The 22208-nt window shown below is 33.7% G+C and carries 25 protein-coding genes, 1 pseudogene and 1 other annotated feature; of the genes and pseudogenes, 8 read left to right on the top strand and 18 right to left on the bottom strand.

Translation table 11 applies throughout. The annotated features are described in order from the left end of the window. Positions 1-74: 74 nt before the first annotated feature. Entirely contained in the window at positions 75-755 is a 681-nt protein-coding gene (locus tag AC1DS7_RS21485; protein WP_107888003.1) for an NAD(P)H-dependent oxidoreductase, read from the bottom strand. A gap of 127 nt (positions 756-882) precedes the next feature. On the opposite strand from AC1DS7_RS21485, the gene AC1DS7_RS21480 reads away from it, so the two are divergent. Together AC1DS7_RS21480 and AC1DS7_RS21475 are read left to right on the top strand one after the other, a co-directional pair. Next, positions 883-1257, top strand: a complete 375-nt coding sequence (locus AC1DS7_RS21480; protein WP_002128279.1) for a winged helix-turn-helix transcriptional regulator — start codon at positions 883-885, stop codon at positions 1255-1257. Positions 1258-1497: 240 nt separating this feature from the next. Then, entirely contained in the window at positions 1498-1956 is a 459-nt protein-coding gene (locus AC1DS7_RS21475; RefSeq protein WP_016096650.1) for a hypothetical protein, read from the top strand. A 54-nt stretch (positions 1957-2010) separates the two neighbouring features. On the opposite strand, the gene AC1DS7_RS21470 is transcribed toward AC1DS7_RS21475, so the two are convergent. The 6 genes from AC1DS7_RS21470 to AC1DS7_RS21445 all read right to left on the bottom strand — a co-directional run bounded on the left by AC1DS7_RS21470 (position 2011) and on the right by AC1DS7_RS21445 (position 7089). Next, positions 2011-2298 (bottom strand): hypothetical protein, encoded by a 288-nt coding sequence (locus AC1DS7_RS21470; protein WP_016096651.1) that lies wholly within the window; start codon positions 2296-2298, stop codon positions 2011-2013. A gap of 248 nt (positions 2299-2546) precedes the next feature. Next, complete coding sequence (locus tag AC1DS7_RS21465) at positions 2547-3272, bottom strand: hypothetical protein (RefSeq protein WP_088039830.1); 726 nt, start codon at positions 3270-3272, stop codon at positions 2547-2549. Between the two features lie 336 nt (positions 3273-3608). Next, positions 3609-4367, bottom strand: coding sequence for an SDR family oxidoreductase (locus AC1DS7_RS21460; RefSeq protein ID WP_002185366.1), 759 nt, complete (start codon positions 4365-4367; stop codon positions 3609-3611). 56 nt (positions 4368-4423) lie between these two features. Beyond that, positions 4424-6088 (bottom strand): putative ABC transporter permease subunit, encoded by a 1665-nt coding sequence (locus AC1DS7_RS21455; RefSeq protein ID WP_002128285.1) that lies wholly within the window; start codon positions 6086-6088, stop codon positions 4424-4426. After that, a complete protein-coding gene (locus AC1DS7_RS21450; protein WP_002033261.1) occupies positions 6081-6806 on the bottom strand; it encodes an ABC transporter ATP-binding protein in 726 nt (241 codons plus the stop codon). Before AC1DS7_RS21450 ends, AC1DS7_RS21455 begins: the two co-directional genes overlap by 8 nt. An 88-nt stretch (positions 6807-6894) precedes the next feature. Further along, positions 6895-7089, bottom strand: coding sequence for a hypothetical protein (locus tag AC1DS7_RS21445; RefSeq protein ID WP_002142517.1), 195 nt, complete (start codon positions 7087-7089; stop codon positions 6895-6897). Positions 7090-7420: 331 nt separating this feature from the next. Here AC1DS7_RS21445 and AC1DS7_RS21440 point away from each other — a divergent pair, with 331 nt between their 5' ends. Both AC1DS7_RS21440 and AC1DS7_RS21435 read left to right on the top strand, forming a co-directional pair. Then, complete coding sequence (locus tag AC1DS7_RS21440) at positions 7421-7780, top strand: DUF3796 domain-containing protein (RefSeq protein ID WP_476999190.1); 360 nt, start codon at positions 7421-7423, stop codon at positions 7778-7780. Then, on the top strand, positions 7768-7968 hold the full coding sequence (locus AC1DS7_RS21435; RefSeq protein WP_476999189.1) for a helix-turn-helix transcriptional regulator: 201 nt from the start codon (positions 7768-7770) through the stop codon (positions 7966-7968). The genes AC1DS7_RS21440 and AC1DS7_RS21435 overlap by 13 nt, the downstream gene beginning before the upstream one ends. 174 nt (positions 7969-8142) lie before the next feature. Here the strand turns inward: AC1DS7_RS21435 and AC1DS7_RS21430 are convergent, their stop codons facing one another. From AC1DS7_RS21430 to AC1DS7_RS21415, 4 genes and pseudogenes are all read right to left on the bottom strand, one after another. After that, positions 8143-8454, bottom strand: coding sequence for a hypothetical protein (locus AC1DS7_RS21430; protein ID WP_061689148.1), 312 nt, complete (start codon positions 8452-8454; stop codon positions 8143-8145). After that, positions 8436-9458 carry an anti-sigma factor gene (locus AC1DS7_RS21425; protein WP_063217592.1) on the bottom strand — a complete coding sequence of 341 codons (1023 nt, stop codon included), beginning with the start codon at positions 9456-9458 and terminating at the stop codon, positions 8436-8438. Before AC1DS7_RS21425 ends, AC1DS7_RS21430 begins: the two co-directional genes overlap by 19 nt. Next, positions 9448-9947: pseudogene (locus AC1DS7_RS21420) on the bottom strand (sigma-70 family RNA polymerase sigma factor). The gene AC1DS7_RS21425 and the pseudogene AC1DS7_RS21420 overlap by 11 nt, the downstream one beginning before the upstream one ends. 257 nt (positions 9948-10204) lie before the next feature. Further along, on the bottom strand, positions 10205-11167 hold the full coding sequence (locus tag AC1DS7_RS21415; protein ID WP_016100985.1) for a tubby C-terminal domain-like protein: 963 nt from the start codon (positions 11165-11167) through the stop codon (positions 10205-10207). Between the two features lie 536 nt (positions 11168-11703). Between AC1DS7_RS21415 and AC1DS7_RS21410 the strand changes: the two genes are divergently transcribed. Then, a complete protein-coding gene (locus AC1DS7_RS21410) occupies positions 11704-12201 on the top strand; it encodes a DinB family protein (RefSeq protein WP_002013992.1) in 498 nt (165 codons plus the stop codon). 426 nt (positions 12202-12627) lie between these two features. Here the strand turns inward: AC1DS7_RS21410 and AC1DS7_RS21405 are convergent, their stop codons facing one another. The 3 genes from AC1DS7_RS21405 to AC1DS7_RS21395 form a co-directional block, all read right to left on the bottom strand. Continuing rightward, entirely contained in the window at positions 12628-13338 is a 711-nt protein-coding gene (locus tag AC1DS7_RS21405; protein WP_016100982.1) for a YjjG family noncanonical pyrimidine nucleotidase, read from the bottom strand. A gap of 160 nt (positions 13339-13498) precedes the next feature. Continuing rightward, a complete protein-coding gene (locus AC1DS7_RS21400; protein ID WP_476999188.1) occupies positions 13499-14527 on the bottom strand; it encodes a tyrosine-protein phosphatase in 1029 nt (342 codons plus the stop codon). A gap of 180 nt (positions 14528-14707) precedes the next feature. Beyond that, a complete protein-coding gene (locus AC1DS7_RS21395) occupies positions 14708-15430 on the bottom strand; it encodes a GNAT family N-acetyltransferase (RefSeq protein ID WP_476999187.1) in 723 nt (240 codons plus the stop codon). Positions 15431-15553: 123 nt separating this feature from the next. Between AC1DS7_RS21395 and AC1DS7_RS21390 the strand changes: the two genes are divergently transcribed. Beyond that, positions 15554-16393, top strand: a complete 840-nt coding sequence (locus AC1DS7_RS21390; protein WP_002013997.1) for a DUF2785 domain-containing protein — start codon at positions 15554-15556, stop codon at positions 16391-16393. A gap of 17 nt (positions 16394-16410) precedes the next feature. Further along, positions 16411-16824, top strand: coding sequence for an NUDIX hydrolase (locus tag AC1DS7_RS21385; RefSeq protein WP_016100979.1), 414 nt, complete (start codon positions 16411-16413; stop codon positions 16822-16824). 42 nt (positions 16825-16866) lie between these two features. Here AC1DS7_RS21385 and AC1DS7_RS21380 read toward each other — a convergent pair whose 3' ends face one another. The 4 genes from AC1DS7_RS21380 to AC1DS7_RS21365 all read right to left on the bottom strand — a co-directional run bounded on the left by AC1DS7_RS21380 (position 16867) and on the right by AC1DS7_RS21365 (position 21368). Continuing rightward, positions 16867-19356, bottom strand: coding sequence for an FtsX-like permease family protein (locus AC1DS7_RS21380; RefSeq protein WP_016100978.1), 2490 nt, complete (start codon positions 19354-19356; stop codon positions 16867-16869). Continuing rightward, positions 19353-20111: an ABC transporter ATP-binding protein gene (locus AC1DS7_RS21375; RefSeq protein WP_016100977.1), complete on the bottom strand. Its 759-nt coding sequence runs from the start codon at positions 20109-20111 to the stop codon at positions 19353-19355. Before AC1DS7_RS21375 ends, AC1DS7_RS21380 begins: the two co-directional genes overlap by 4 nt. Then, positions 20104-20253, bottom strand: coding sequence for a hypothetical protein (locus tag AC1DS7_RS21370; RefSeq protein WP_016100976.1), 150 nt, complete (start codon positions 20251-20253; stop codon positions 20104-20106). Before AC1DS7_RS21370 ends, AC1DS7_RS21375 begins: the two co-directional genes overlap by 8 nt. A gap of 77 nt (positions 20254-20330) precedes the next feature. Beyond that, positions 20331-21368, bottom strand: coding sequence for a tryptophan--tRNA ligase (locus tag AC1DS7_RS21365; protein WP_080118264.1), 1038 nt, complete (start codon positions 21366-21368; stop codon positions 20331-20333). A 5-nt stretch (positions 21369-21373) separates the two neighbouring features. Beyond that, positions 21374-21580, bottom strand: a binding site (T-box leader). A 224-nt stretch (positions 21581-21804) separates the two neighbouring features. Here AC1DS7_RS21365 and AC1DS7_RS21360 point away from each other — a divergent pair. Next, positions 21805-22104, top strand: a complete 300-nt coding sequence (locus tag AC1DS7_RS21360) for a hypothetical protein (protein WP_033715025.1) — start codon at positions 21805-21807, stop codon at positions 22102-22104. Positions 22105-22208 lie beyond the last annotated feature (104 nt).

Below are 22208 nucleotides of genomic sequence, written 5' to 3'. Positions count from 1 at the left end.
AGACATAAAAAAACGCTATCCTTTCTATAGACAGGGTAGCGTTTTTTTTGTTATATGGATACAAATTTATCTTATTAAATCCATTCAACAATAGTATCCATAGTTTGTCTTGTTTTATTAAATTGTGGTTCTCCTTTACGGTATCCGAATGCAACCATAACTGACACCTCAAGATTGTCATCTTTTAAAATTCCTTCTTGACGAAGTAAAGAATCTACTTTTTCTTTATCGAATCCTTCCATTGGACAAGAATCAATACCGATTTGAGCTGCACTAGTCATCATATTAGCTAAAGCAATATAAGATTGCTTCGATGACCAATCAAATACAGCACGTTCGGAGTCTAACAATTTAAAATCCGATTCTTGGAATTTTTTGAAGAATTCATATCTCATCTGTTGAGCTTCTTCAGGCAATCCAATAATATCTTTCATCATGTGCTGAATATACTCTGCATCATAGTGCATATCTTTGATGGTTCTTGAAAGAACAATGACAAAATGACTTGCTGTTGAAAGCTGCCCACCTGCTCCCCATGAATATGGTAATAGTTTTTCTCTTAATTCTTTATTTTGTACCACAATAAATTTCCAAGGCTCATATCCAAAAGAAGAAGGAGATAATCTTCCTGTTTCTAAAATAAATTTAAAATCATCTTCTGAAATTTTCTTCATAGGATCAAATTCTTTACATGCATGTCTAAAGTTAAAAGCCTCAATAATTTTTTGTTTTGTATTTTGTTTTGTGTTAGTCATAAAAGATCCCCTTTTCATTAAATTATTATTTAACCAAATTATATTTTTAAAGTAACAATGATACAAGTACGCACATTTATGTGCTATAGTATCAAAAAAGATACTATTGTTAAGGGAGAGTCTTTTTATGATTAGTTCAAAAGAAGATGATGTAAATTATCCATTTTTAAATAAATATTCTTGTCCAGTAGAAGCTATCGTCGAGGTTATTGGCGGGAAATGGAAAGGTGTTATTCTTTATCATTTATTAGATGGTAAGAAACGATTTAATGAATTAAAAAGATTAAAACCTAATATCACCCAAAGAATGTTAACACTTCAACTTAGAGAACTTGAAGCAGATGGCATCGTACATCGGGAGGTATATCGTGAAGTGCCCCCTAAAGTAGAATATTCGTTAACTGAACTTGGCGAGTCATTACGTCCAATTATCCTTTTAATGATGGAATGGGCGACTAATAATATGGAGCAGGTTTTGGAAAGTAGAAATAACACTAAATAGTATTTAAAACCTGTAATTAGCCATTACAAACAACTCAAAAAAGATTGCCTCTTAGTATACAGGCGATTTTTTTTGAGTAAAAGGATTATTTTATTTAACTTTTTGTCAATATGTTGCGTTATTTATAAATTATTGCTTACTTTTGTAAAACATAATATTTTTCTATTAAACTATCCATCTTAATTGGTTATTATGTGTTTGAGAGCAAATCTCAATTAAAAACCATAAGGAGTGTTTATCTTGAAAAAATTCTTAGCTATCCCTGTAATTGCTGCATCTCTTATCGGCTTAGGTCAAACTTCAACATTCGCGGCAACCGAAGAAACAAAGGTAAGTCCTGCAAGTACTGAGTCTAATCAAGTGCAACTTCCACCAGTTCAATATGCTTTAGAGGCTAATGAAGAGTTCGCTTTTTACGGTTCAGGAATTTACAAATTTCACCATGAAGGCGGGAAGGATCTAAGAGTTTTCCTTAAAAATATTGGTAATGAAACTTTCAGTTATGATTTATATAATTCTAAAGGTGGATGGTTATCAAACGGAAAGTTAACACCTGGACAACAAACTATTAATGAATTTAGTACTGAGTGGTCTGATTGGCTTCCTAATGGTAAATACCAGATTGTATTTAAAAATAACAGTGGTGCATTTTCTAAAGTCAAAATTGCTGCAAGAGCACTAGACGAGTTTGAAAAATAGTACTTTTGGAATAATATTACCGATTGGAGCAGTTAGCTTTTGCTAGCTGCTCTTTTATTCTTTTCGTATTGTTGCTGCCATAAAGTATGGAGGACCATTCTTTCCATATTTCATTACCTCGTCAATATCCTGCAATTGTTGGATACCTTCCTCATCGTTACAATCACCAGGAATAATAATTGATGTGCAATATAATGGTGTAACTGACTCCTCATCATATGGCGACTCTTCAGCGAGATAAAACTGAGCTACCATTGGAAGTTCTTCTCTTTTACAGATTTCAAGAATCTGCTGCATTAACAGTGCAATTTCCTCATCATAAAATTTCTCTTTATCGTACATATCAATCCATTCCCCTTTTCTACAAAATAAAATTTTTGTAGAAAATAATGGACTTTAAAAACTACTAAATTGCAAATATAAATACAAGGGAGCATTTTATATGACTTCCTATCAAAGAATATCTTTAATAGTTATCACTCTTTTTTATCATTGTGATGTTCCTTTCAAATGAAGTCTTTATTTCTTAACACCCAACAAGAATGTACAACAAACTAAAAAGGCCTACTCACACGAGTAGGCTTTTGAAACTATGAAAGCTTCGTTAATAATTGATTTAAATCTTTTTTCGTTTTCGTCGTTAATGACTTCATTTTATTAACATCTATCTTTTCTTTCTCCGCTCCTACAATTAACGGATACATACTTTGGCCAATTGTTTTATATTCAGTCGGATGTGATGCTTCTAACTCTTTTTCAATGACATCCCACTTCTCATTAATTTGTTTTCCGATTTTATTAACTGTTTCTAATTTAGGATTTGCAGCTAATTGCTTGTCCAAGCTTTCAATTAATGTAACGACTTCTTTTACATTTGTTTTCACAGCGACGCTTTTCTTCGGATCTTTCGTTGTTTTTCCGTTATTGTTTGTACTTGTACTTTGATCTGTTGTTTTTCCGTTGTTGTTTGTACTTGTACTTTGATCTGTTGTTTTTCCGCTAGTAGTTTGATCATTCGTTTTTCCTGTCGTTTCTTTTTCTTTTGTTGTTTTGTCGTTACTTTCTGTTCCTGATGATTCCTTTGTATTTTTTGCATCCTTATCTGTTTTTTCATTCGAAGAAGTATTTGTGTCTTTTTCAGTATCTTTCGTTGTTTTTGACGCTTCATCTGCACTTGTCGTTTTCGATTGCTCTTCATTTTGTGCAGTTGCCTGATCCTTCTTCGCTGCATCTTTATCTGTGGAGGTACTACAAGCTGCCATTGTAAGCATTGTACCAATTGCTACTGATGCGATAGCGACCTTTTTCATTTTCATAAAAATCCCCCTATGTTTACAATTTTATCCTTCTCTTTACGATTCTATTTCCCCTTAAAAAATCCCTTTTCATACGAATCACCATCTTTCCGACAGTAATCTTCATAATAATACGTACAAAAAACGATAAATTCATTTTAATATTCGAGTTTTTTCTACTACATTTTCCTCCTCTGTAGCAAAAGAAAAAGAGTATGTTGTCACATGAAGATTTACAATCTACAAATGACAACATACTCCCCTATCAATTTTTTATCTTTCTTGACATTTTATTTATACAAAAAACAAAATAATTACTAATTTTTTTATTTCTCAACAATTGTTAACATAATATTTTTATGAATAACCACCGTTCGAATGAATGACTTGCCCAGTAACCCACTTCGCTTCTTCACTTACTAAAAAAGCAATTAAGCGTGCCGCATCCACCGGTTCTCCAACTCTTCCTTGCGGGAATTTCCATACTAAATGATGCTGTAATTCCTCTGTAATCCATCCTGTATTCGTTGGTCCTGGATCAACAGCATTGACTGTAATCCCCTTCTCCATAGCAATTGGTGCAACTGACTTTGTAAATGCTTCTATTGCTCCTTTCGTTGCTACGTATGCTAGTTCATCTGGCATCGGGCCTAATGACTGCCCAGAAGTAAGATTAATAATACTTCCACTCGTTTTAAGTGAAAAATGTTTAATAAATAATGAACTTAATAGCATAGGAGCACGAACATTAACCGTATAATGTTTATCTAGCTGTTCTACATCTAACTCTTCAATTTTCGTAGGAGTAGAATACGCCGCATTATTAATAAGAATAGATGGATCCCCTAAACGTTCTGATACCATATACAATACACGATTAGGCGAATAAGACTGCGATAAGTTTATTTCTGCCATTTCACATCGAACGCCGTAACTTTCAATTTCCTTTTTCAACAAAAAGGGCTCTTGATCATTCATTCCCCATGGCATCGCTTTATCATACCGAGGCCAATACGTGAAAAAAATGTCTATCCCATTTTGAGCAAGCACCTTGCATACAGCTGCACCAATTCCATTCAGACGAGTTGCCCCTGTTACAATTGCTATTTTCTTCACCTTTTCTCCTCCATCTATGGATAAATCCCCTGCACGAATACAGAGGATCTACCTTTTTAATTAATATTTGACAATATACGCTCAGCGCCTAATTTTAAAATTTTAATAAAGATATAATTTACAATCGTAAACATTACAAATAAAACGATAAACATAATCCAAAGTCCTACTTGAAGGAAGAAGTATAATACACTTACACCCGCTACAATAACTAAAGCTATTAAAATATTAGCTAAAAAATTCCACAAAGTTGTATATCGACTTTTAAATAATTTCTGTTCTGTATCCCAATGAATATCTGCAGTTTGTGCATCCCAGCGTGTACCGATTAAATTAATTAACAATAAACCGTTCGCACTTAGTAAGAACCAAAGTATCATGAAGACTGGCGAAATACCTGCTACAAATGCCATTGTAATACCGAATACTCCTAAAATGACTACATTAATTAACCAGGCCGTTATCGCTTTCGCAAAAAAGATATCCGAAGCCTTTACTGGTAAGTAACGATTCACAAACCAAGAGCTTCCATCTCGTGAGAATGACGTTGTTGCAATAACGTTACTCCCCATTAAAAATAAGGATGCACAAAGGCCAACACCAATTGCGAAACCTGCTGATTCTGGATTATCAATATATTCCGTAATCCATTTTAAATTTCCATCTTGTACAAACAAAACAAAGAACAGCATAATTGGCATAACGAAAGTTTGCACAATACAGTTTAAGAAAAATTGTGGTGTACGGAATAACGTTTTAAATTCTTTTTTCACATATGCTTTTAAATGAGAACTTTGTACTGTTGATTTCTGTAAACCTTCTGCTGAAATTACCTCTTTCTTTGCTGTACTCGTTGAAAGTCCAATAACCCCTTTTAAATATGTACGCTCTGCAATGTAATAAAACAAACCGAAAAATGCGATAGAAATAAGAATGTATATTAGTACGTATAATATTCCCTTCCACGATGCATTTTCTACTAATCCCATTGCACCAAAATATGTAGTTGGAAAATAATTTGTCATTTGTATGAAAAGGGAGGATTGATTATTTGTAAGATAATTCGCAACTGAATCTCCAGCTCCAGATACTGCACTTTTATTTCTCCATTGCATAAATACATTGATTCCGACGATAAATAGTATACTTACGATTCCAATAAATATACTTCCTCGATCTTTATTTTTCGCTATATTCGTATACCTCATAATAATTGTCATAATTAACGAAGCTAAAACTAGCGGAATGATCGGGAAGAATAAGTAAATGACAATCATATAAATGTAATATGTAATGAAAGCACCACTCTTTAAACCGTAAGTAATAAAGATAGGCAATAAAATAAACGAGCTCATTACGTATTGTGTAATTAACACTGTAAAGAACTTTGCCGAAATAATTTGCGCTGGTTTTAACGGTAACGGTAGCAACATTTCAACATCATTACTATAGTAAAACACTGTTAAAATGTTCATAATACTCATCAAAAATACCCATATACTAGCAACTGCTAATCCCATCGCAATAACAATTCCTGGATCCTGTCCGAGGTGTATCATTCCTTCATATATTCCATGGGTCATCGAACCGAATATTAAAAAACCTACAAATAAAATGGCTGCAAATGAAAATAAATACGCCCATCTTTTCTTTTTATCTGTTATGAAATCTGCATAATTTAATTTCAATAATACTTTCGTTAACGTCAAAATTTTACTCATTGCCCGTCATCTCCAAGAACATTTTTTCAAGTGATTCATTGGATTCAAAATGATCTCTCATTTCATTTAAATTCCCTTTAAACTGAAGATTTCCCTTATTAATAATCGCGACGCGGTCACATATTTTTTCAGCTACTTCTAATACGTGTGTCGAGAAAAATACAATCTTCCCTTTATCAGCATGTTCTCTCATCATTTCTTTTAAAATATATGCAGATTTCGGATCAAGACCTGTTAACGGTTCATCTAAAATCCACACATCTGGTTCATGTACGAGCACACCGATAATAACAATCTTTTGTCTCATACCGTGTGAATAACTTTGAATTTGATCAGATAAAGCATTGTACAGATCAAACTTCTTCGCTAATGACTCTATTCGTTCTTGTCTTACTTCCTTCGGTACTTCATACATATCAGCCATAAAGTTTAAATATTCAATCCCTTTTAATCGTAAAAACATATCCGGGCTATCTGGAACATAGCCAAATGTTTTCTTCGCTTCCATCGGATTTTTCATAATATCTTTACCGTTGATTGTAATGGTTCCTTTGTCCACCCCATGAATACCAGTAATCATCTTAATTGTCGTTGATTTACCCGCACCATTCGGTCCTAAAAACCCAAAGATTTCTCCGCTCGGTACAGATAAACTTAAATCTTTTACTGCATAGGTAGATCCATTATAACTTTTTGACACATTCAAAATTTCGATCATTACATCCAATCCTTTCCTTAATTACCAATTAACTATATTAACATTATAGCATACTTATATTTTTAGATTTTTACATTTTTCAGTTTTTTTAACCTTTAAAATAAATATAAACTCCTAATCCAACAATTAAAACAACAGCTAGTATTATATAAATCATCGTAAGTCGTTTAATATTTCCTTTTGTCGCTTTACTATAATTCGCATCACCATTTCGCCCAATTAACACCGTTCCAATTACAGTAATAACTACAAGTAATATAACGATCATTATCCCAGTTAACATTTCGTCCTCCCCCTCCTTACATCCATTTTACGATATTTCCCTTTTCATTTTACAGAATATTTAACCTTTTTTACTATTATTATGAAATAAATCGCAAAACTATTATTACTATGAATTTCCATATGTGATATATTTATAACATATAGTGATTTATCCCGCATTAACTGGCAGTAAGACTCCCACCTCAAATTTCGGCTGGAGCAAAGAAGTTAGGTGGGAGCCCTGCTGCCCGTAAACGCCCGATTGGTGAAGGCTAATAATCAGTGGGGGATGAACACCCCCCACTGATTAAAGTTTCACTTTATTTCTAACATCGAAAGGAGAATCTATCATGAAAACGACTTGGATTAAATATTTAGGATTTCTCGGTTTCTTTGGGTTTCTCGGATTTTTTTATGAAAAAGGATTGTTTACTCTGTTCTGTTTCTTCTCCTTTTTCACGACGTATAGAACGGTTCAACACGATGAACTGTTTGAACAAATCGTCAATAAATCTTGCCGCAACGCCTTTATCATTACGTTATTAACTACCGCTATCATTATCTTTATTGAAATGTTATTTCCGAATCCTACACTACAAGAGATTGATATTGCTCTTATTTTCAGCACACTCATTCTTACATTCGGATTCTCTATCTTCTTTTACGATAAACCAGTTGATGAAATGGAAGATGCACCATGGCGTTCGTAACGAAGATAAAAGAATACCGTGCCAAAGTACATATGACGCAGGAAGATTTAGCGAAAAAGGTTGGTGTACGTCGTGAAACGATTAGCCATCTCGAAAAAGGAAAGTATAACCCTTCCTTACAGCTTGCTCACGTTATAGCGAGGGCACTACATAGTACGATTGATGAGGTTTTTATTTTTGAGGATTAATAAAGGGCACCAAGTTTAATATATAATACTGAATCGTGAGCGGAAAACATATCAACAAAACCACAGCCTAGATGCATAGTGCTCTCCTTTCAAATTTGATAGGTTCTTCTCTTATCTAGTTTACTTTTTACACATTAAAAAAGAGCGAATCTACATTCGCTCTTTTCCACATATTTATGGCGTAAAGCTTATCATCCAACCTAACATAAATCCAAATACAGCAAACAGTAACATAAAAACACATAAACTACATGCCCACAATGCATATTTTCGACTTTTGCTTTTTGTGAGCATGCCTACGACTGAACACATCAATCCAGCTCCAACTATTTCTCGAAAACCTTCGCCTATAAATGTTTCTTGAATAAGCAATGTAATGTTCAAATACAATAACGCTAGAAAGGCAATAATTAATGAAATAATACCCATCCACGTTTCCTGTTTATAAATACGATTCTTTCTTTTTTTTAAGAATGCCAATTCCATAATCTCGCTTCACCTACTTTCAAGTTTCTAACTTTTTCATGGCTCATCAATTTTTCAACTTCTCCTTTAGGTCCAGTTACAACTGCCCCGTATGTTTTTATCCCATTTTTTTCAAGGAAAGAAATACGCTGTGACAACTCTAATACTTTCGCTCTAGATAGCTTCACTGCTAAATTTTCATGCTTCTGTAATGACTTTAAAACATCAATAAATTGTTCCTCATGAGGTGAGTCACTTAAAAAAGGACCACTTGGACTTGAAATCATATCTGCTGGAAAACCGATTGGGGCAACATACTGACCCTCATCATTCTTTTGCGTCTCCTCTAATCCTGTATTCACGGCATACCAAACAATATCAATAGTAGGAAACGTATCCGTTACCTCTTGTACACTTAATAATTCTCTAAAAGATACATATGCTTCTACAACAGATTCTTGTGGAAGACCTTTTAATACCTGAGCTTCCTCGCTACTATTATAAGACACATTATAATTATTAGGATGAGATAATACCTCGTTATCTATATATGGGACTTCCGGAATTTTTTCATCTGTTGTATATTCACGGCTTACTTTCGTTGCTCTACTTAATAAATAATCTGTTTTCTCTTCTCCTATTCGAATATCTTTCTTTCCTACCCTTTTATACAAATCAAAATGCAATTGTAAACTAAGCGGTAACAATGTTTGCTCCATGTCCCTTTCTTTCATAAATACATTAGGTTCTGTTACACTTAATGTTTGATTTACTACATTCCGTATCTCCATCGCGTTTGTAGGTGCCAATGTATAATATAAAAGTGTAGATATATATAAAATAGGTTGAATAAGTAATAAAAAAGTAAATACAATCAACACATTCGTAATTCGAGCTCTTTTTTTACCTATTTTCAACACTTGCTGCTGTTTTCCATCAGGAAGTGAATCTGGTCTTTGATGAAGAGCTTCTTGTAACAATTCTTTATAATCATCTTGTTCAGAATGAGGTTTATCATTTGTCATTTTGACTCTTTTCCTCCTTTAACAATTCTTTTAATCTCTTTCTCCCACGAATATGTGACTTTTATAAGTATTTACCTTTAAATCTAATACAGTAGCACCCTCTTCGTACGTTAATTGATGTACGTCACATAATAAAATAGCTTGTGCCTCTACCACTGGTAAAGTATGAATAATCTGAATTAATTTTTCATAACTATTTTTTGCGACTACATACTCTTCTGTAGATTCCCCTGCTTGTATTGTCTCTAATTCCTCCGTTCCTACAAAAGATACTTTTTTCTCTTTCCTTACAAAATCAATAAACGTATGATATGCCACTTTAAAAAGCCATGATTTTACCTTTTGGTTTTCATAGTCTTCTAGATAAAGATACGCCCGATAAAAAGTCTCCTGCATCAAGTCCTCCGCTACGTGATGGCTACGAGAAAGGGAAAATAAATACCGGTACACATCGTTTATATAAACCTTATATATTTCTTCAATTTCCATCCCCCTCCTCCTTTCATATATAACACGAATAAGCGTGTTATAAAGTTGCATTATTTTTCCTTTTTATATTTTTTATTTATTAAAAAAGAAATAACATTTATACATTTTAATAACTATTTACAATTATAAACAAAATACGAGATGTTATAACTGTAAATTCCTAAAAAAAGAAAAGCGACAAAATGCAATCTTCACACCAGAACCACATAAAAAATACCGGTATCCTTCCCATGAAGAATACCAGTACTTTTCATTTATCACCCATACAAAACCGCATGAAATACACCTAACAGTAAGTATTGATCCTCTATATAATCCTCATCATATACATCCATCTCGATATAATACATATCTTCCTCAAGACGAATATTCCAATCTGCGATTACATAGCCGTTTCGTAATAATTTTCCAAGCCCAATTGAAATTTTGTGAACAACATATTCTTCTGTCTTATATGTAAAAGTAAATAAGAAATTTGCATCTAATAACTTTCCGTCACATACAAGTATTTCATTCTCTGCATCATTATTATCGATGTACGTTACTAAAATCCTTCTTTGACGCTGCCTACTTACATCCTTTGCAATGACGCGAATATTGTTCTTACTATCCTTTATTTCATAAATGATATTACTACCGACTTTCGGAATGAAGTCTAGCACTTTCATCAACGTATTTTTATAATAGCCCCGTACTGCGCCTACTCCTTCGCTTCCATTGTAAACCTCTATTGAAGTCGTATCCGCTTTACTATCACACAGTCGTTTATAAGAAAGCTGCATCATTCGCTCTCCTCTTAAGTACTGATCAAACGTCACAGGATATCCTATCGCGCGCAGTTCCTTATTTAGCTCATATAAATAGCGTTGAACGCTCTCTACTAATGTTGTAGTTGATATACGCTCTTGAATTTCAAATTGCTGCCAACTGGAAAAAACTCTCCACTGATCTTCCTCTTCATATACGAATCCGAGAATTACTTCCTCACGGTCACTCGTTTCATAATTCAATTGTTCTTTCTGCCCATGTTGCACTTGTTCCATCCACTGTCCTAAATAAATGCCAAGCTCTGCAACCTTCATGCATGACTTCTGAAAAAATACGCTGTCACTCACGCGAATCGTTAAATCCCCTTCAATAAAGCCATTTGCATAAGCGGCATACCGTGGCTCATCCTTCTGCGGGATAGCCTTGTCTAACTCAAATAAAAACATTAACATCCTTCACTCACCTCTAGTTGTTACACAGCTCATACATGACATCGCATCACTCTGAGAAACTATGTATATATAAATATTTAATTATCGCATTATAAAACGTGAATGACCTTAGTATAGTAGCGCTATTTTTGCTTCGCGAACTCCCTCATAATAGAATAACTATCCTTTTATTATTTTTTTCTTGACTTAGAGTTCACTCTAATTATTATAATCAACTCATAGTTCATTCACAATAAAATCAATTGGATAAAATTCAGGAGGGATCGGAAAAGCTAAAATCAAAAGTGGCTGATATTAACGCAGACCTGAATGTTGTCATTCGAACCTTTGATTTATCTGTTAATACAATTGTACATTAAGGTACTAATTAAATAAAAACCTACGATTTCCTGTACGTTAAGAAGTCAGTGATTCTTGCCTTATTTTACTTTCTCTTAATAGTCGTAAAGCTTCTATAATTTATTTAGTACATATAAAAAAGACGGAATCATAAAATCAGCAAATTAGAAAATAAAACAGGATGGGAGTCAGTTATTATGGAGCAATCAAATAAAGCGTTTAGCCAGGCATTAGTAAAATCGTTAAGAGGGGAACGAGGACATCTTCCCATCAAGAATGCTTTGTCGGATATAGACGTGGCGCTTGCGGGAAAACGCAGAGAGGAACTGCCTTATTCTATTTATCAATTAGTGAAACACATGACCTATTGGCAAGATTTTCTCTTATTATCCGCTCAGGGGAAGAAGCCTGCATTGCCTGCCCATGTAAAAGAGAGCTGGCCTGAAGAAGAATGCCCTGGCAGTGAGGAAGAGTGGCAACAGATTATTCAGTATTTTCTTCAAGGGATTGAACAGGCATGCACGATCGCCCAAACTGTTCAATTGGACAAAACATTGGAGGAATGGCCTGGTGAAACCCCTGGCGGTGTTCTACGGAATATTGCATCTCATAACTCCTACCATTTAGGAGAAATTGTGCTGATTCGCAGATTATTTAGTGCTTGGCCACCGCCAACAGGCGGATATCCGGTCTAAACAAGGAAAGGGTTCCACCCCATGCCCATTAACTTAAGATTTTAAATTACACCCAAAACGAAATTTTTACCACTTTACAGTTATTTATGAGAATTAAATTCATTTTTTTCATTACTGGGGAACAAACATTTTTTAAACTTGATGGAGATAGGGTATAAAAATACAAATTTCATCTCCGAAAAAAATAAAAAAACGATTGCTTGAATCCTAAGAGGCAATCGTTTTTTTTAGCTGTTTGTAATGACCAATTACAAACAGCTAAATATATTATTTAGTGTTATTTCTGTTTTCTTTCAGTAAAATTATTTTGACTTGGTACCATCTTTTTTTGTTCCATATCATAGTATATGAACTTATATGAACGATTTTTCAAATATATCTACCGTAACTTAATATATATCAACTAATCGAAAAATCTTAACTCTATTAAAATGAAGCTACCTTTTCTTCCGCCACTTCCGCAATTTCTAAAATTTGTAGCAGGTTCTCCACTTCATAGGTCGGCTTAACGCCTGCCGTATTTTCTTTCAGACCCGGATTATACCAACACGTATCAATACCGTAATCTTCTCCGCCTTTCATATCAGAAGTTAGCGAATCTCCAACCATTAGTACACTTGATTTATCCGTAATCCCAAACTTCTCAAAAGCATAATCAAAAATCTCACGCGCTGGTTTTTGATGGCCGACTTCTTCAGAAATAATAATATGATCAAAGAAGTTACATAAAGGGGAATTTCCAATTCTAGATTGTTGCACTTTTGTATATCCATTCGTAATGATACCTAACTTGCAATCTTGAAGGTTCTCACATAATTGCACTGCACCATCTATAAGATGTACTTCTTTTCCTAAGTTTTCAAGGTATACGTCACTAAAATGCTGCGCGTCTACTTCTATATTATGAAGAGCAAATAATTGTCTAAATCGATCTACCGCTAATTCACTTAGCGTAATCATTTTATTCTCTAAATCTCTCCATAATCCATTACTAATCTCTTTATAACTTGCAAGATAATCATTATACCCTGTAGGCATGCCAAATTGTACAAACGCGTTATGTAATGCGTTTCTTTCTGTTTCAGGGAAATCTAATAATGTATCGTCTACGTCGAATAGTATTACTTTGTATTTCATGATGTTCGCCTCAATTCCTATTTTCTCATAGCTTAATTATAGCAACAATAATAAAAGGAGGCTAATCCAATCAGCCTCCCTCCTCATTATTTATCCCGCATTAACGGGCAGTCCGATTGGTGAAGGCTAATAATCAGTGGGGATGACCCCCCCTCACCGATTAAAGTTTCACTTTATCTTCTAGCAATAACACTTTCATTTCCTCTAACGATTCTTTCGTAAAGCCAAGAGCTTTTTCAGCGTATACTTCAACTGATCCATATTGCTTTTTAACTTCATCAATCGCAGCTTGTAAATACTCAGCACGTGCTTCAAACATTGCACCTAATATTGCTCTACTTTCGTCGTTCTGTAATTTCGCACCTAAAAAGGCCATCATTTTTTCATTTAACTTTTCACGGAAACTGTTACTTAGTAAGTAGTCTTCCATTACTGTTTTTTCCGGTACACCTAGTAAAAGTAATAATAATGCTGAGCCAAATCCTGTACGGTCTTTTCCAGCTGTACAGTGGTTTACTAACGGTAAGTTTTCCGGGTTTTGTGCTAAGTTTAAGAAGCTCACGAATGCTTCATTACCACTTACGAAATCTTGATTCATTTTCACAAGATACTCGCCTGGTTTCCCTAACATAGAAAGGTCACCAACTTGGAAAAATTCATTTATATTCAAGTCTTTCGCCAAGTCTTGCATAACTGGTAAGCACACTTGACGAGCACCTGTAACACTTGGGTTCGGCTTATGCTTCACTTCAAAATCTGTACGGTAATCACAAATTAACTTTAAGCCCGACTTCTGTAAATACTCGATATCCCATTCTGTTAATCCTGCTAATTCTTCAGAACGATACAATTTACCCCATTTTACTTTACGGCCTTCAGTCGTTTCATATCCTCCCATATCACGGAAGTTAAACGCACCTTGTAATGGTAATCTACGCTCAGCTACTGTCACTGCTTGTCCATTACTTCCTACTAATCTAAAATATGGACGCTCATTTTCACTCGGGTTTTCAATTGTACATGCATCCCCACTTACTGTTACAAGTAATTCTCCATTTTCTTCAATATGATCTGGTGAAGTACTCCAATAAATACGAACTTCTTCTATATTATTTTCCCACTTTATATGTAACGTATTATCTTCATTTCGTTCTACAGTTGCTTGTAGCCAATTTCTTTGCTGCTTCATACTTTCACCAACGCTTTCTTCGTATAGTCTAATCCTTCTCTATTGTATTATAGGAAAGCTTACTTTGTCGTTTCGATTTTTCTTTTTATCTTACAAACATGCAAAAAGTTCTTTTACTTGTTCAAAATTTGTACATGGATTCCCGCTAAATGAGTTCGAGAGAGTAAGCCATCCATCCTTCTAAAACCTTCTCACATATCGCTCAGTAGAGCTCAGCTGCTGACATCCGTTCTTTTCAAAGACATCCTTCATCCACTCGTTTTGTACATTTGTCTCGCCAATATAATAAGATGCACCTATTTCTTTTAAGACAAACATTGCCCCTGTAAAGAATGCTGCTTCATACCCTGTATTTCGCATATTTGGGGCGACTGCGAAATACATAAGTTTTCCTTCTTCTAACGTACCTCTTTCAATATGCGGGATTACAATTCCTATTGGCTCTTCATCGATACTTGCTGTTAAACAATGTTCTTTCCATTGCCCACCTATTTCTTGTAGCATCGTATTTACAAATTGATCATAATCGATTTGTTCTCCCGTCACTTCATTCCACAGTGAATAAAAAGCGGCTTCGCCTATCTCTTCAATAAGCTTAAAATCAATTTCACTTTCTATATCTTCTACTTCATATATATCCTTAAATACAATCATGTTTTCAGTAATATATTCAAATGAATACGTTTCGAAACACTTCTTATACACATCATAATTTGGGCTTTTTGAAGAAATTTCAAATTGCAATTCTTCTATTCCATCTTTTTCAGCTTCAGCAACGCAATATTGCATTATCTCTTCTAATTGCTCTTCTGTAAAAACCTCTGCATCATTTTCTTTTATCATTATAGAAGAAGCATTTTTTCTTATTTTAAAATGTTTTTCTAACTGTTCTATAGTCATCATATACTTCCCTCATCTATGTCATACTCGAATTTCTACTTGTTCTCCTTGCATGAGCAGGATTGTCCTTGAATATATAGAATACTAGAAAACATTGCATCTTTAAAGTGCGGAGGAGGTTCTCCATTGGATATTACAGCATTGCAACAACAGTTAGAGCTTATACAACAAAATGACTATACGCAACTGCAACATATAGATATTAATGAGTTAACGCTCAATATGCTTCAGTATATCGGAACAACTGATAGTTACGTTCGTTACCAACTTATATATAAATGTTTTGCACATTTCATTCATCATGAATTCCTTATGGACGATCAACTGAAATTACTTCTACAAACTTGTTTAAGTGATGAGTATTTATATTGTGACATTCACTCCCCACTTACAGATGGGGTTTTCACACGTTCTTATACTGTTTCGTTACTTGCATTAATACTCCAATTCGCTAACTCGCACTACTTTTTTACAGAGGAGGATATCGAAGAAATAAAAAACAAACTCATTACATACACAAACTTAGAAATGGATTTTCGAGGCTATATTGAAAATAAAGGATGGGCTCATTGTCTTGCCCACGTATCTGATGCCTTTTCTGAAATTGTTCACAATTCCTATACGACCTTTGAATGGTACGAGGAATTAATTCATTGTTTATTAAATAAAATTTTCATCCCATCGGATCTTTTTCATAATAATGAAGATGAACGAATTGTTACACCGTTACTATCTATGCTATATCATGACTTCCCGCAAGATGAGTTAATTTCAATTATTTATAAAAAAATAAAAAGGCTTCCTCAAATTAGAAAACGCCTTTCCCTTAATGAGTATTGTATTTTATGCGCAAACATTAAAATCTTTTTACGCACATTATTTTTTAGAACAAAAGATGATCATAACTTAGCATTTACAGCACGTAAAACAGAAAAAATGTTAAAAGAACTGCCTAATTATTATTAAATATAAGGAGAAGAATTATGGGCTATATTGAAGACATGAGAAATCTAGTAGGAAATCATCCACTCATTTTAATCGGATCACACGCCATTATATTAAATGAGAAAAATGAAATATTACTGCAGCTCCGTACAGATTTTAACCGCTGGGGTATTATTGGTGGCGCCTTAGAATATAACGAAACGTTAGAAGACGCTTTACAACGAGAAGTATATGAAGAAACTGGACTTATCATTAAAAATCCAGAACTATTCCGTACATACTCAGGACCTGATTTCTTTCAAATCTATCCAAACGGCGATCAAGTACACGGTGAGCTTGTATGCGATCAAACGGAATCGAAAGAACTGCGCTTCTTTTCACTTGATGAATTACCTAGTAATCTCCCTCCTGTTATTGAGAAGATTATTACTGACTTTCGGAAGTCGAATTGAACTATTAATATAGCCAAGATGGAATTCATCTTGACTATATTTTTATTTATTATCCTTATTTAACTCTTGTACAATATCCCTTTTTCCTATTTTATTAGCAAAAGGGATAAAAATAATAAGGACTATTCCGAACATCCCCGCTATTACCGTTACGATAAGTTTGAAATCAAAAAATAAAGGTGTACGATCTATTATACTTACCATATAGGTTAATAATATTCCTATAACAACCCCTAGTATGATTCCAATAAGTACATATAAATTAACTTGCGTCAAAATAATTTGTACAATACCCTTTTTATTAACTGTTATTGCTCGTAAAATAGCAAACTCTTTTCTTTTAGATTGAATATTATTTATAAGTGTATTACACACCCCTAATGTTACACTAAGCAAAATTACTACAATAACAACGATGAAGATGGACCACCTTTGCTGAAACATTAAATTAGATTGTTTTAACGATTGAGTATAACTACTTATTTTTAATTGTGGATATTGACCTTTCAATTTCTTTAATTGTTCCAACGTCTCTCTCTCATTATTTGAGCTAATAAATGCACGCTCAAAAACTGTATAATCTTGTTTATATGTTACATTACTCCAATCCATGAGTACCGAAGGAGAATTCGGTAGCTCGTTAACAATTAACCCAACTTCTACCTTACTAGTCGCTCTAACTTTTTGTTCCTGTTCTGAAAATAGACCTAATTGAACGATATCGCCTACATGAAGTTTATACCGTCCCGCTAACTCTTCTGTAACAATTATACTATTCTCCAAATTTGCAGGTACTTCTGGCAGTAATCCTTGCTTTTCCATTTCCTTTAAATCACCTAAATTATAGTCAAAAGTAATATAATTTTTACCTTGCTTTAATTCTGCCAGTGAGTTCGTACTAATTGTACTAGCTCCTTTTATACTACTTATTTCTTTAAATATATTTTGTATATGAGGTGAGGTAATGGTTAAATCATTATTCAAACGATTTTCCACAACAATATGTGTTGGAAATTCTCGTTTTAAATATCTTTCATTATTTTTCTGCATTGTTTTAAAAATAGTGGAACCAAAGACAACTATCACCATCATCGTACTTATCATTAAGATAACAAATGTATTTTTCCTTACTTGCGGAATTACATTTTTAATCGCAACAAATGTGTTCCTTCCAAATATTTTTTTCATCATAGGTAGGCATAATTCTAATATCGAAGAAAGATAAATAGGAAATAAAACATACACTCCTAAAACAAGAAATATAGATCCTATTACTATCACTATCGCCTGCATATCTCCAGTATTTGCTACAAATCCACCTAAAACAGTTAAAAACATGCTACTAATTAAAAGGAATTTCCCCATAATACTGCGTGTTTTTTTATTAGAAAAGTCGGATTCTTCATTTTCACGCATAAGCTTTACTGGCAATATTTTCGAACTTCTGTATGACGGATATAACATAAACAGTTCGATGAAAAAGATACTACAAATCATTGTTACAATTGCTATTTTAAAGTCAAAACTCATCGAATTAATTTGAAAATCAAATAAATGCTCTAGCCAACTTTGTAAAAAACGGTTACTTATTACAGCTAGTAACAAACCAAATATTCCACCAAAGAAATTAATTACACTACATTGAATAAATATAACTTTAAACATTTGTTTCGTTGTTGCTCCCATTGATCGCATAATAGCAAATTGGCTTTTATATTTATATAAAAACACTTCAAAATTAGACATTAATAATAACGAAGTAATAATAAGTATTAATACAGATAAAACAACTATAAAAATATGTAATGACGCTAAGTTACTTTTTAAAAACTCGTCTTCCTCCGCAATATCGATTCTTAATTCTTTGTCTATTTTATGAATTTGACTAGACAATGCTAGTACATCTGCATTCGCTTTTGCTTTTATCAACACATAAGTAGCCTCATTGTATTTACCCGTTTTTTCATATACGTGCTGTTTCACTGCACCTTCCGATAAAACAAGTATATCTGGAGCTGAACCTCCAGCTTCTATATCAGGTAAAACTTCTTTTACTACATAAGATTTATTTTCTATTTCAATCTTTTCTCCAACTTTTACTTGTAAAGTTTCCGCTAATCCATGATTTAATGTTACTTCCTCATTCGATAGATTTTTAGAGAAGTGATATCGACTTTTAGATAACGAATCATTTTGAACACCTACTGTATAAATAGCTGTATTCAATTTATTCACTTGCAAATGATTTACTAATACTTTTGACATGTATTCAATATTTTCTTGTTCCTTAATATTTTGTAGTAAAGATTTATCCATCAATTTATTTTGATCAGGGTTATATCCAACAGATAAATCCATATCTCCATATAAATTTTTAACTTCATTTATAACAGACTGTTTCGCATGGCTCGAAAATACAATCATCGTAACAATTAGAGAAACAGCCAACATAACGCTAACTATAGAGGAGATAGCAGTAAATTTATTCGTCTTAAAAAAGCGTAAACCTAATCCTCGTACTGATTTTATCATTTTGATTTCTCCATTAATCTTTTAAATTTATCTAAAATGATATTTATATCATTTACTCCATGAGAACACGTATAATCATCAACAACTTCTCCATCATGAAAGAAAAGAACCCGATCTGCATACGTAGCAATGTGAGGATCATGAGTAACAAGAATCATACTTTGATTGAATCTTTGTTTCATATCGACCAATACTCGTAAAATATCATTAGACGTATTGAAATCTAAATTTCCAGTAGGCTCATCTGCAAGAACAATTGGAGGAGATGTTATTAACGCCCTACCAATTGCAACACGTTGTTGTTGCCCCCCAGAAAGCTGAACTGGTCGATGATTTCTCCAATTTACTAAACCAAGAACATCTAATATTTTATTTGTTTTTTCTCGTATCTCCTCTTCTGAATCAGCTGATAATATGAGGGGTAACGCAATATTCTCTTCTACAGATAAATCCTTTAATAAATGAAATGCCTGAAATATGAATCCTATGTTATCCCGCCTGTACTCCGTCGCATATGGTTCAACAAACATATTTTTAGGGCCTTCACCATTTACATATACGACTCCCTCATCAGGCTTGTCTAAAGCACCAAGTATATTAAGTAATGTACTCTTCCCAGACCCACTCGTCCCCATTACAGCAAGAAGTTCTCCTTTATTTAACTCCAAAGATACATTTTGTAAGGCTCTAACATTTGTATCTACACTCTCATAAGTCTTACTTAAACCTTGAACTGCTAACACAATTTCACTCATCTTTATTCACCTCAACATTATTAAATGCTATTTCCTCCATTAGATTAACTTGAATTAAAATTTTTCCTTTTAGATTACTAGGTGGTATAATTTCTGTTCCTATTTGAAATAACAACATTTTTAATTCGAGAATTGCATCCATTTCTATCCCTCCCTTAATCTATATTGGTAACAAATTTAAATTCCGTTCGATTTTTTTATAAAAAAACAAGGGAACACTCAGCGTCCCCTCTCAAATCCAATTCGTTTTTTAATTTCCGCTAAATTTACCTTTGCGATAGCTCGTGCCCTCTCAGCACCTCTCTCTAACGCTTCATATAATAAATGCGGCTCATTCATATACATCTCATATTTCTCACGAGGTCCGGCTAATTCACGGTCTAAAACGCGAAACAACTCTTTTTTCACATCTCCCCAACCAATTCCGGTCTCATACTTTTCACGCATCGACTGCATTTCATCTTCTGTCGCAATTTCTTTATAAATTATAAATAACGTTTCCAGTTCTTTCGGTTCATTCGGAAGTGAAGAATCGGTTTTGATTTTAAATATTAACTTTCGTAGCTTTTCTTGCTCTGCAAATAACGGGATCACATTTCCGTAACTTTTACTCATTTTTCTTCCATCAAGACCAGGTAAAATCGCTCCCTCTTCTTGTATCACATACTCTGGAAGCGTAAATGTCGTGCCGAATGTATGATTAAAGTACGCCGCAATATCACGCGCAATTTCAATATGCTGAATTTGGTCTTTTCCAACTGGTACATGAGTAGCTTGAAATAGTAATATGTCAGCTGCCATTAAAATCGGATACGTATATAATCCCATATTCACACCTGCATCAATTTCTAATCCCGCTTCTTTATTTTGCTCTACCTTCGCCTTATACGCATGGGCACGGTTCATAAGCCCTTTCGGAGTTAGACAAGCTAATATCCAAGCTAATTCTAGAATTTCCGGCACTTCCGTTTGTCGGTAAAAAATAACATCTTCTCCAAGCCCAAGTGATAACCAAGTAGCAGCTACCTCTTTCGTATAACTACTGAACTTTGCTGGATCATGCACAGCATTTAACGCATGATAATCAGCTATAAAGTACAATGCTTTTCCTTCATTATTTTTTGACATTTGCAATGCAGGTTTAATTGCACCAATATAATTTCCTAAATGCGGGTAACCTGTTGGTTTAATTCCTGTTAACATAATTTTCTCGCTCATCCTAACTCCTCCTTTCTCAAAATAAAAAGAGCCCCTCATCCTAAAAAAAGGACGAGAGACTCCCGCGGTACCACCTTAATTAGCTATATTATAGCTCACTTCAACTTCTTAACGTGAAGTAACCGTCTTCGCCTACTCATTTCAGCTAGAAGCTCCAGAGCCCATTCCATATTCATCACTTACTGATTCCCACCAAATATCAGCTCTCTAAAAAGTTGTGAATATGTACTCTTCTCTTTCATTGCTTTTTAGTTATTTTTTACAGTTTATCACATTTCACCTTAATATAAACCTGAATTTTCTGATTTTATAACAGAGATTTTCATTCTTGGATCCTTTAACCATAATTAACCCCTTGTTTTTAACACTCAGTGGAGACTTAAGAATTTTAACAATAATTATTACTGATTTATCCCATACAATATATAATCAATATATAGAGAATTTATTTACAATACAAAAACGAGGTGAAGTTATGGGTTGGTTTACTAAAAAAATTGGTAAGTTTAAGAACAGTATTCAGACTGACTATGATACTTTAGGGGTTATTATACATTTCACACCTATTGCTATATATTTATACACCTGCGATGAGTATATAGAAACATTTGACAGTGCGCTCACTTTTGAGACTGAAAACGGAAATCAAGTAGAAATCGGAGGTACTTTCATTTCTCTTGAAGTTGATGCGAATTTTCGCATGGACGATATAATATTTGATTACAAACTAAAGGAAAGCAATCTACCTATTGTTGAATTAAAAGCCTACGTATGATATTTATTGATGGATCAGTCATGGCACAGCTCGGTACTCCTAATATGCAAATCAATTATTAATAAAAAAGAGCTAAAACAGATAAAACTGTTTTAGCTCTTTTT

This window comes from Bacillus sp. P4_E1 (assembly GCF_056401715.1).
Note: the sequence above shows the minus strand (reverse complement) of the source record. Positions and strands in the feature narration are given on the sequence as shown.

Bases quoted from the DNA above. Each gene is read 5' to 3' on its own strand.
- AC1DS7_RS21485 (WP_107888003.1), bottom strand. From the start codon at position 755: ATGACTAACACAAAACAAAATACAAAACAAAAAATTATTGAGGCTTTT.
- AC1DS7_RS21480 (WP_002128279.1), top strand. From the start codon at position 883: ATGATTAGTTCAAAAGAAGATGATGTAAATTATCCATTTTTAAATAAA.
- AC1DS7_RS21470 (WP_016096651.1), bottom strand. From the start codon at position 2,298: ATGTACGATAAAGAGAAATTTTATGATGAGGAAATTGCACTGTTAATG.
- AC1DS7_RS21465 (WP_088039830.1), bottom strand. From the start codon at position 3,272: ATGAAAATGAAAAAGGTCGCTATCGCATCAGTAGCAATTGGTACAATG.
- AC1DS7_RS21455 (WP_002128285.1), bottom strand. From the start codon at position 6,088: ATGAGTAAAATTTTGACGTTAACGAAAGTATTATTGAAATTAAATTAT.
- AC1DS7_RS21450 (WP_002033261.1), bottom strand. From the start codon at position 6,806: ATGATCGAAATTTTGAATGTGTCAAAAAGTTATAATGGATCTACCTAT.
- AC1DS7_RS21445 (WP_002142517.1), bottom strand. From the start codon at position 7,089: ATGTTAACTGGGATAATGATCGTTATATTACTTGTAGTTATTACTGTA.
- AC1DS7_RS21440 (WP_476999190.1), top strand. From the start codon at position 7,421: ATGAAAACGACTTGGATTAAATATTTAGGATTTCTCGGTTTCTTTGGG.
- AC1DS7_RS21435 (WP_476999189.1), top strand. From the start codon at position 7,768: ATGGCGTTCGTAACGAAGATAAAAGAATACCGTGCCAAAGTACATATG.
- AC1DS7_RS21430 (WP_061689148.1), bottom strand. From the start codon at position 8,454: ATGGAATTGGCATTCTTAAAAAAAAGAAAGAATCGTATTTATAAACAG.
- AC1DS7_RS21425 (WP_063217592.1), bottom strand. From the start codon at position 9,458: ATGACAAATGATAAACCTCATTCTGAACAAGATGATTATAAAGAATTG.
- AC1DS7_RS21415 (WP_016100985.1), bottom strand. From the start codon at position 11,167: ATGTTAATGTTTTTATTTGAGTTAGACAAGGCTATCCCGCAGAAGGAT.
- AC1DS7_RS21410 (WP_002013992.1), top strand. From the start codon at position 11,704: ATGGAGCAATCAAATAAAGCGTTTAGCCAGGCATTAGTAAAATCGTTA.
- AC1DS7_RS21405 (WP_016100982.1), bottom strand. From the start codon at position 13,338: ATGAAATACAAAGTAATACTATTCGACGTAGACGATACATTATTAGAT.
- AC1DS7_RS21400 (WP_476999188.1), bottom strand. From the start codon at position 14,527: ATGAAGCAGCAAAGAAATTGGCTACAAGCAACTGTAGAACGAAATGAA.
- AC1DS7_RS21395 (WP_476999187.1), bottom strand. From the start codon at position 15,430: ATGATGACTATAGAACAGTTAGAAAAACATTTTAAAATAAGAAAAAAT.
- AC1DS7_RS21385 (WP_016100979.1), top strand. From the start codon at position 16,411: ATGGGCTATATTGAAGACATGAGAAATCTAGTAGGAAATCATCCACTC.
- AC1DS7_RS21380 (WP_016100978.1), bottom strand. From the start codon at position 19,356: ATGATAAAATCAGTACGAGGATTAGGTTTACGCTTTTTTAAGACGAAT.
- AC1DS7_RS21375 (WP_016100977.1), bottom strand. From the start codon at position 20,111: ATGAGTGAAATTGTGTTAGCAGTTCAAGGTTTAAGTAAGACTTATGAG.
- AC1DS7_RS21370 (WP_016100976.1), bottom strand. From the start codon at position 20,253: ATGGATGCAATTCTCGAATTAAAAATGTTGTTATTTCAAATAGGAACA.
- AC1DS7_RS21365 (WP_080118264.1), bottom strand. From the start codon at position 21,368: ATGAGGGGCTCTTTTTATTTTGAGAAAGGAGGAGTTAGGATGAGCGAG.
- AC1DS7_RS21360 (WP_033715025.1), top strand. From the start codon at position 21,805: ATGGGTTGGTTTACTAAAAAAATTGGTAAGTTTAAGAACAGTATTCAG.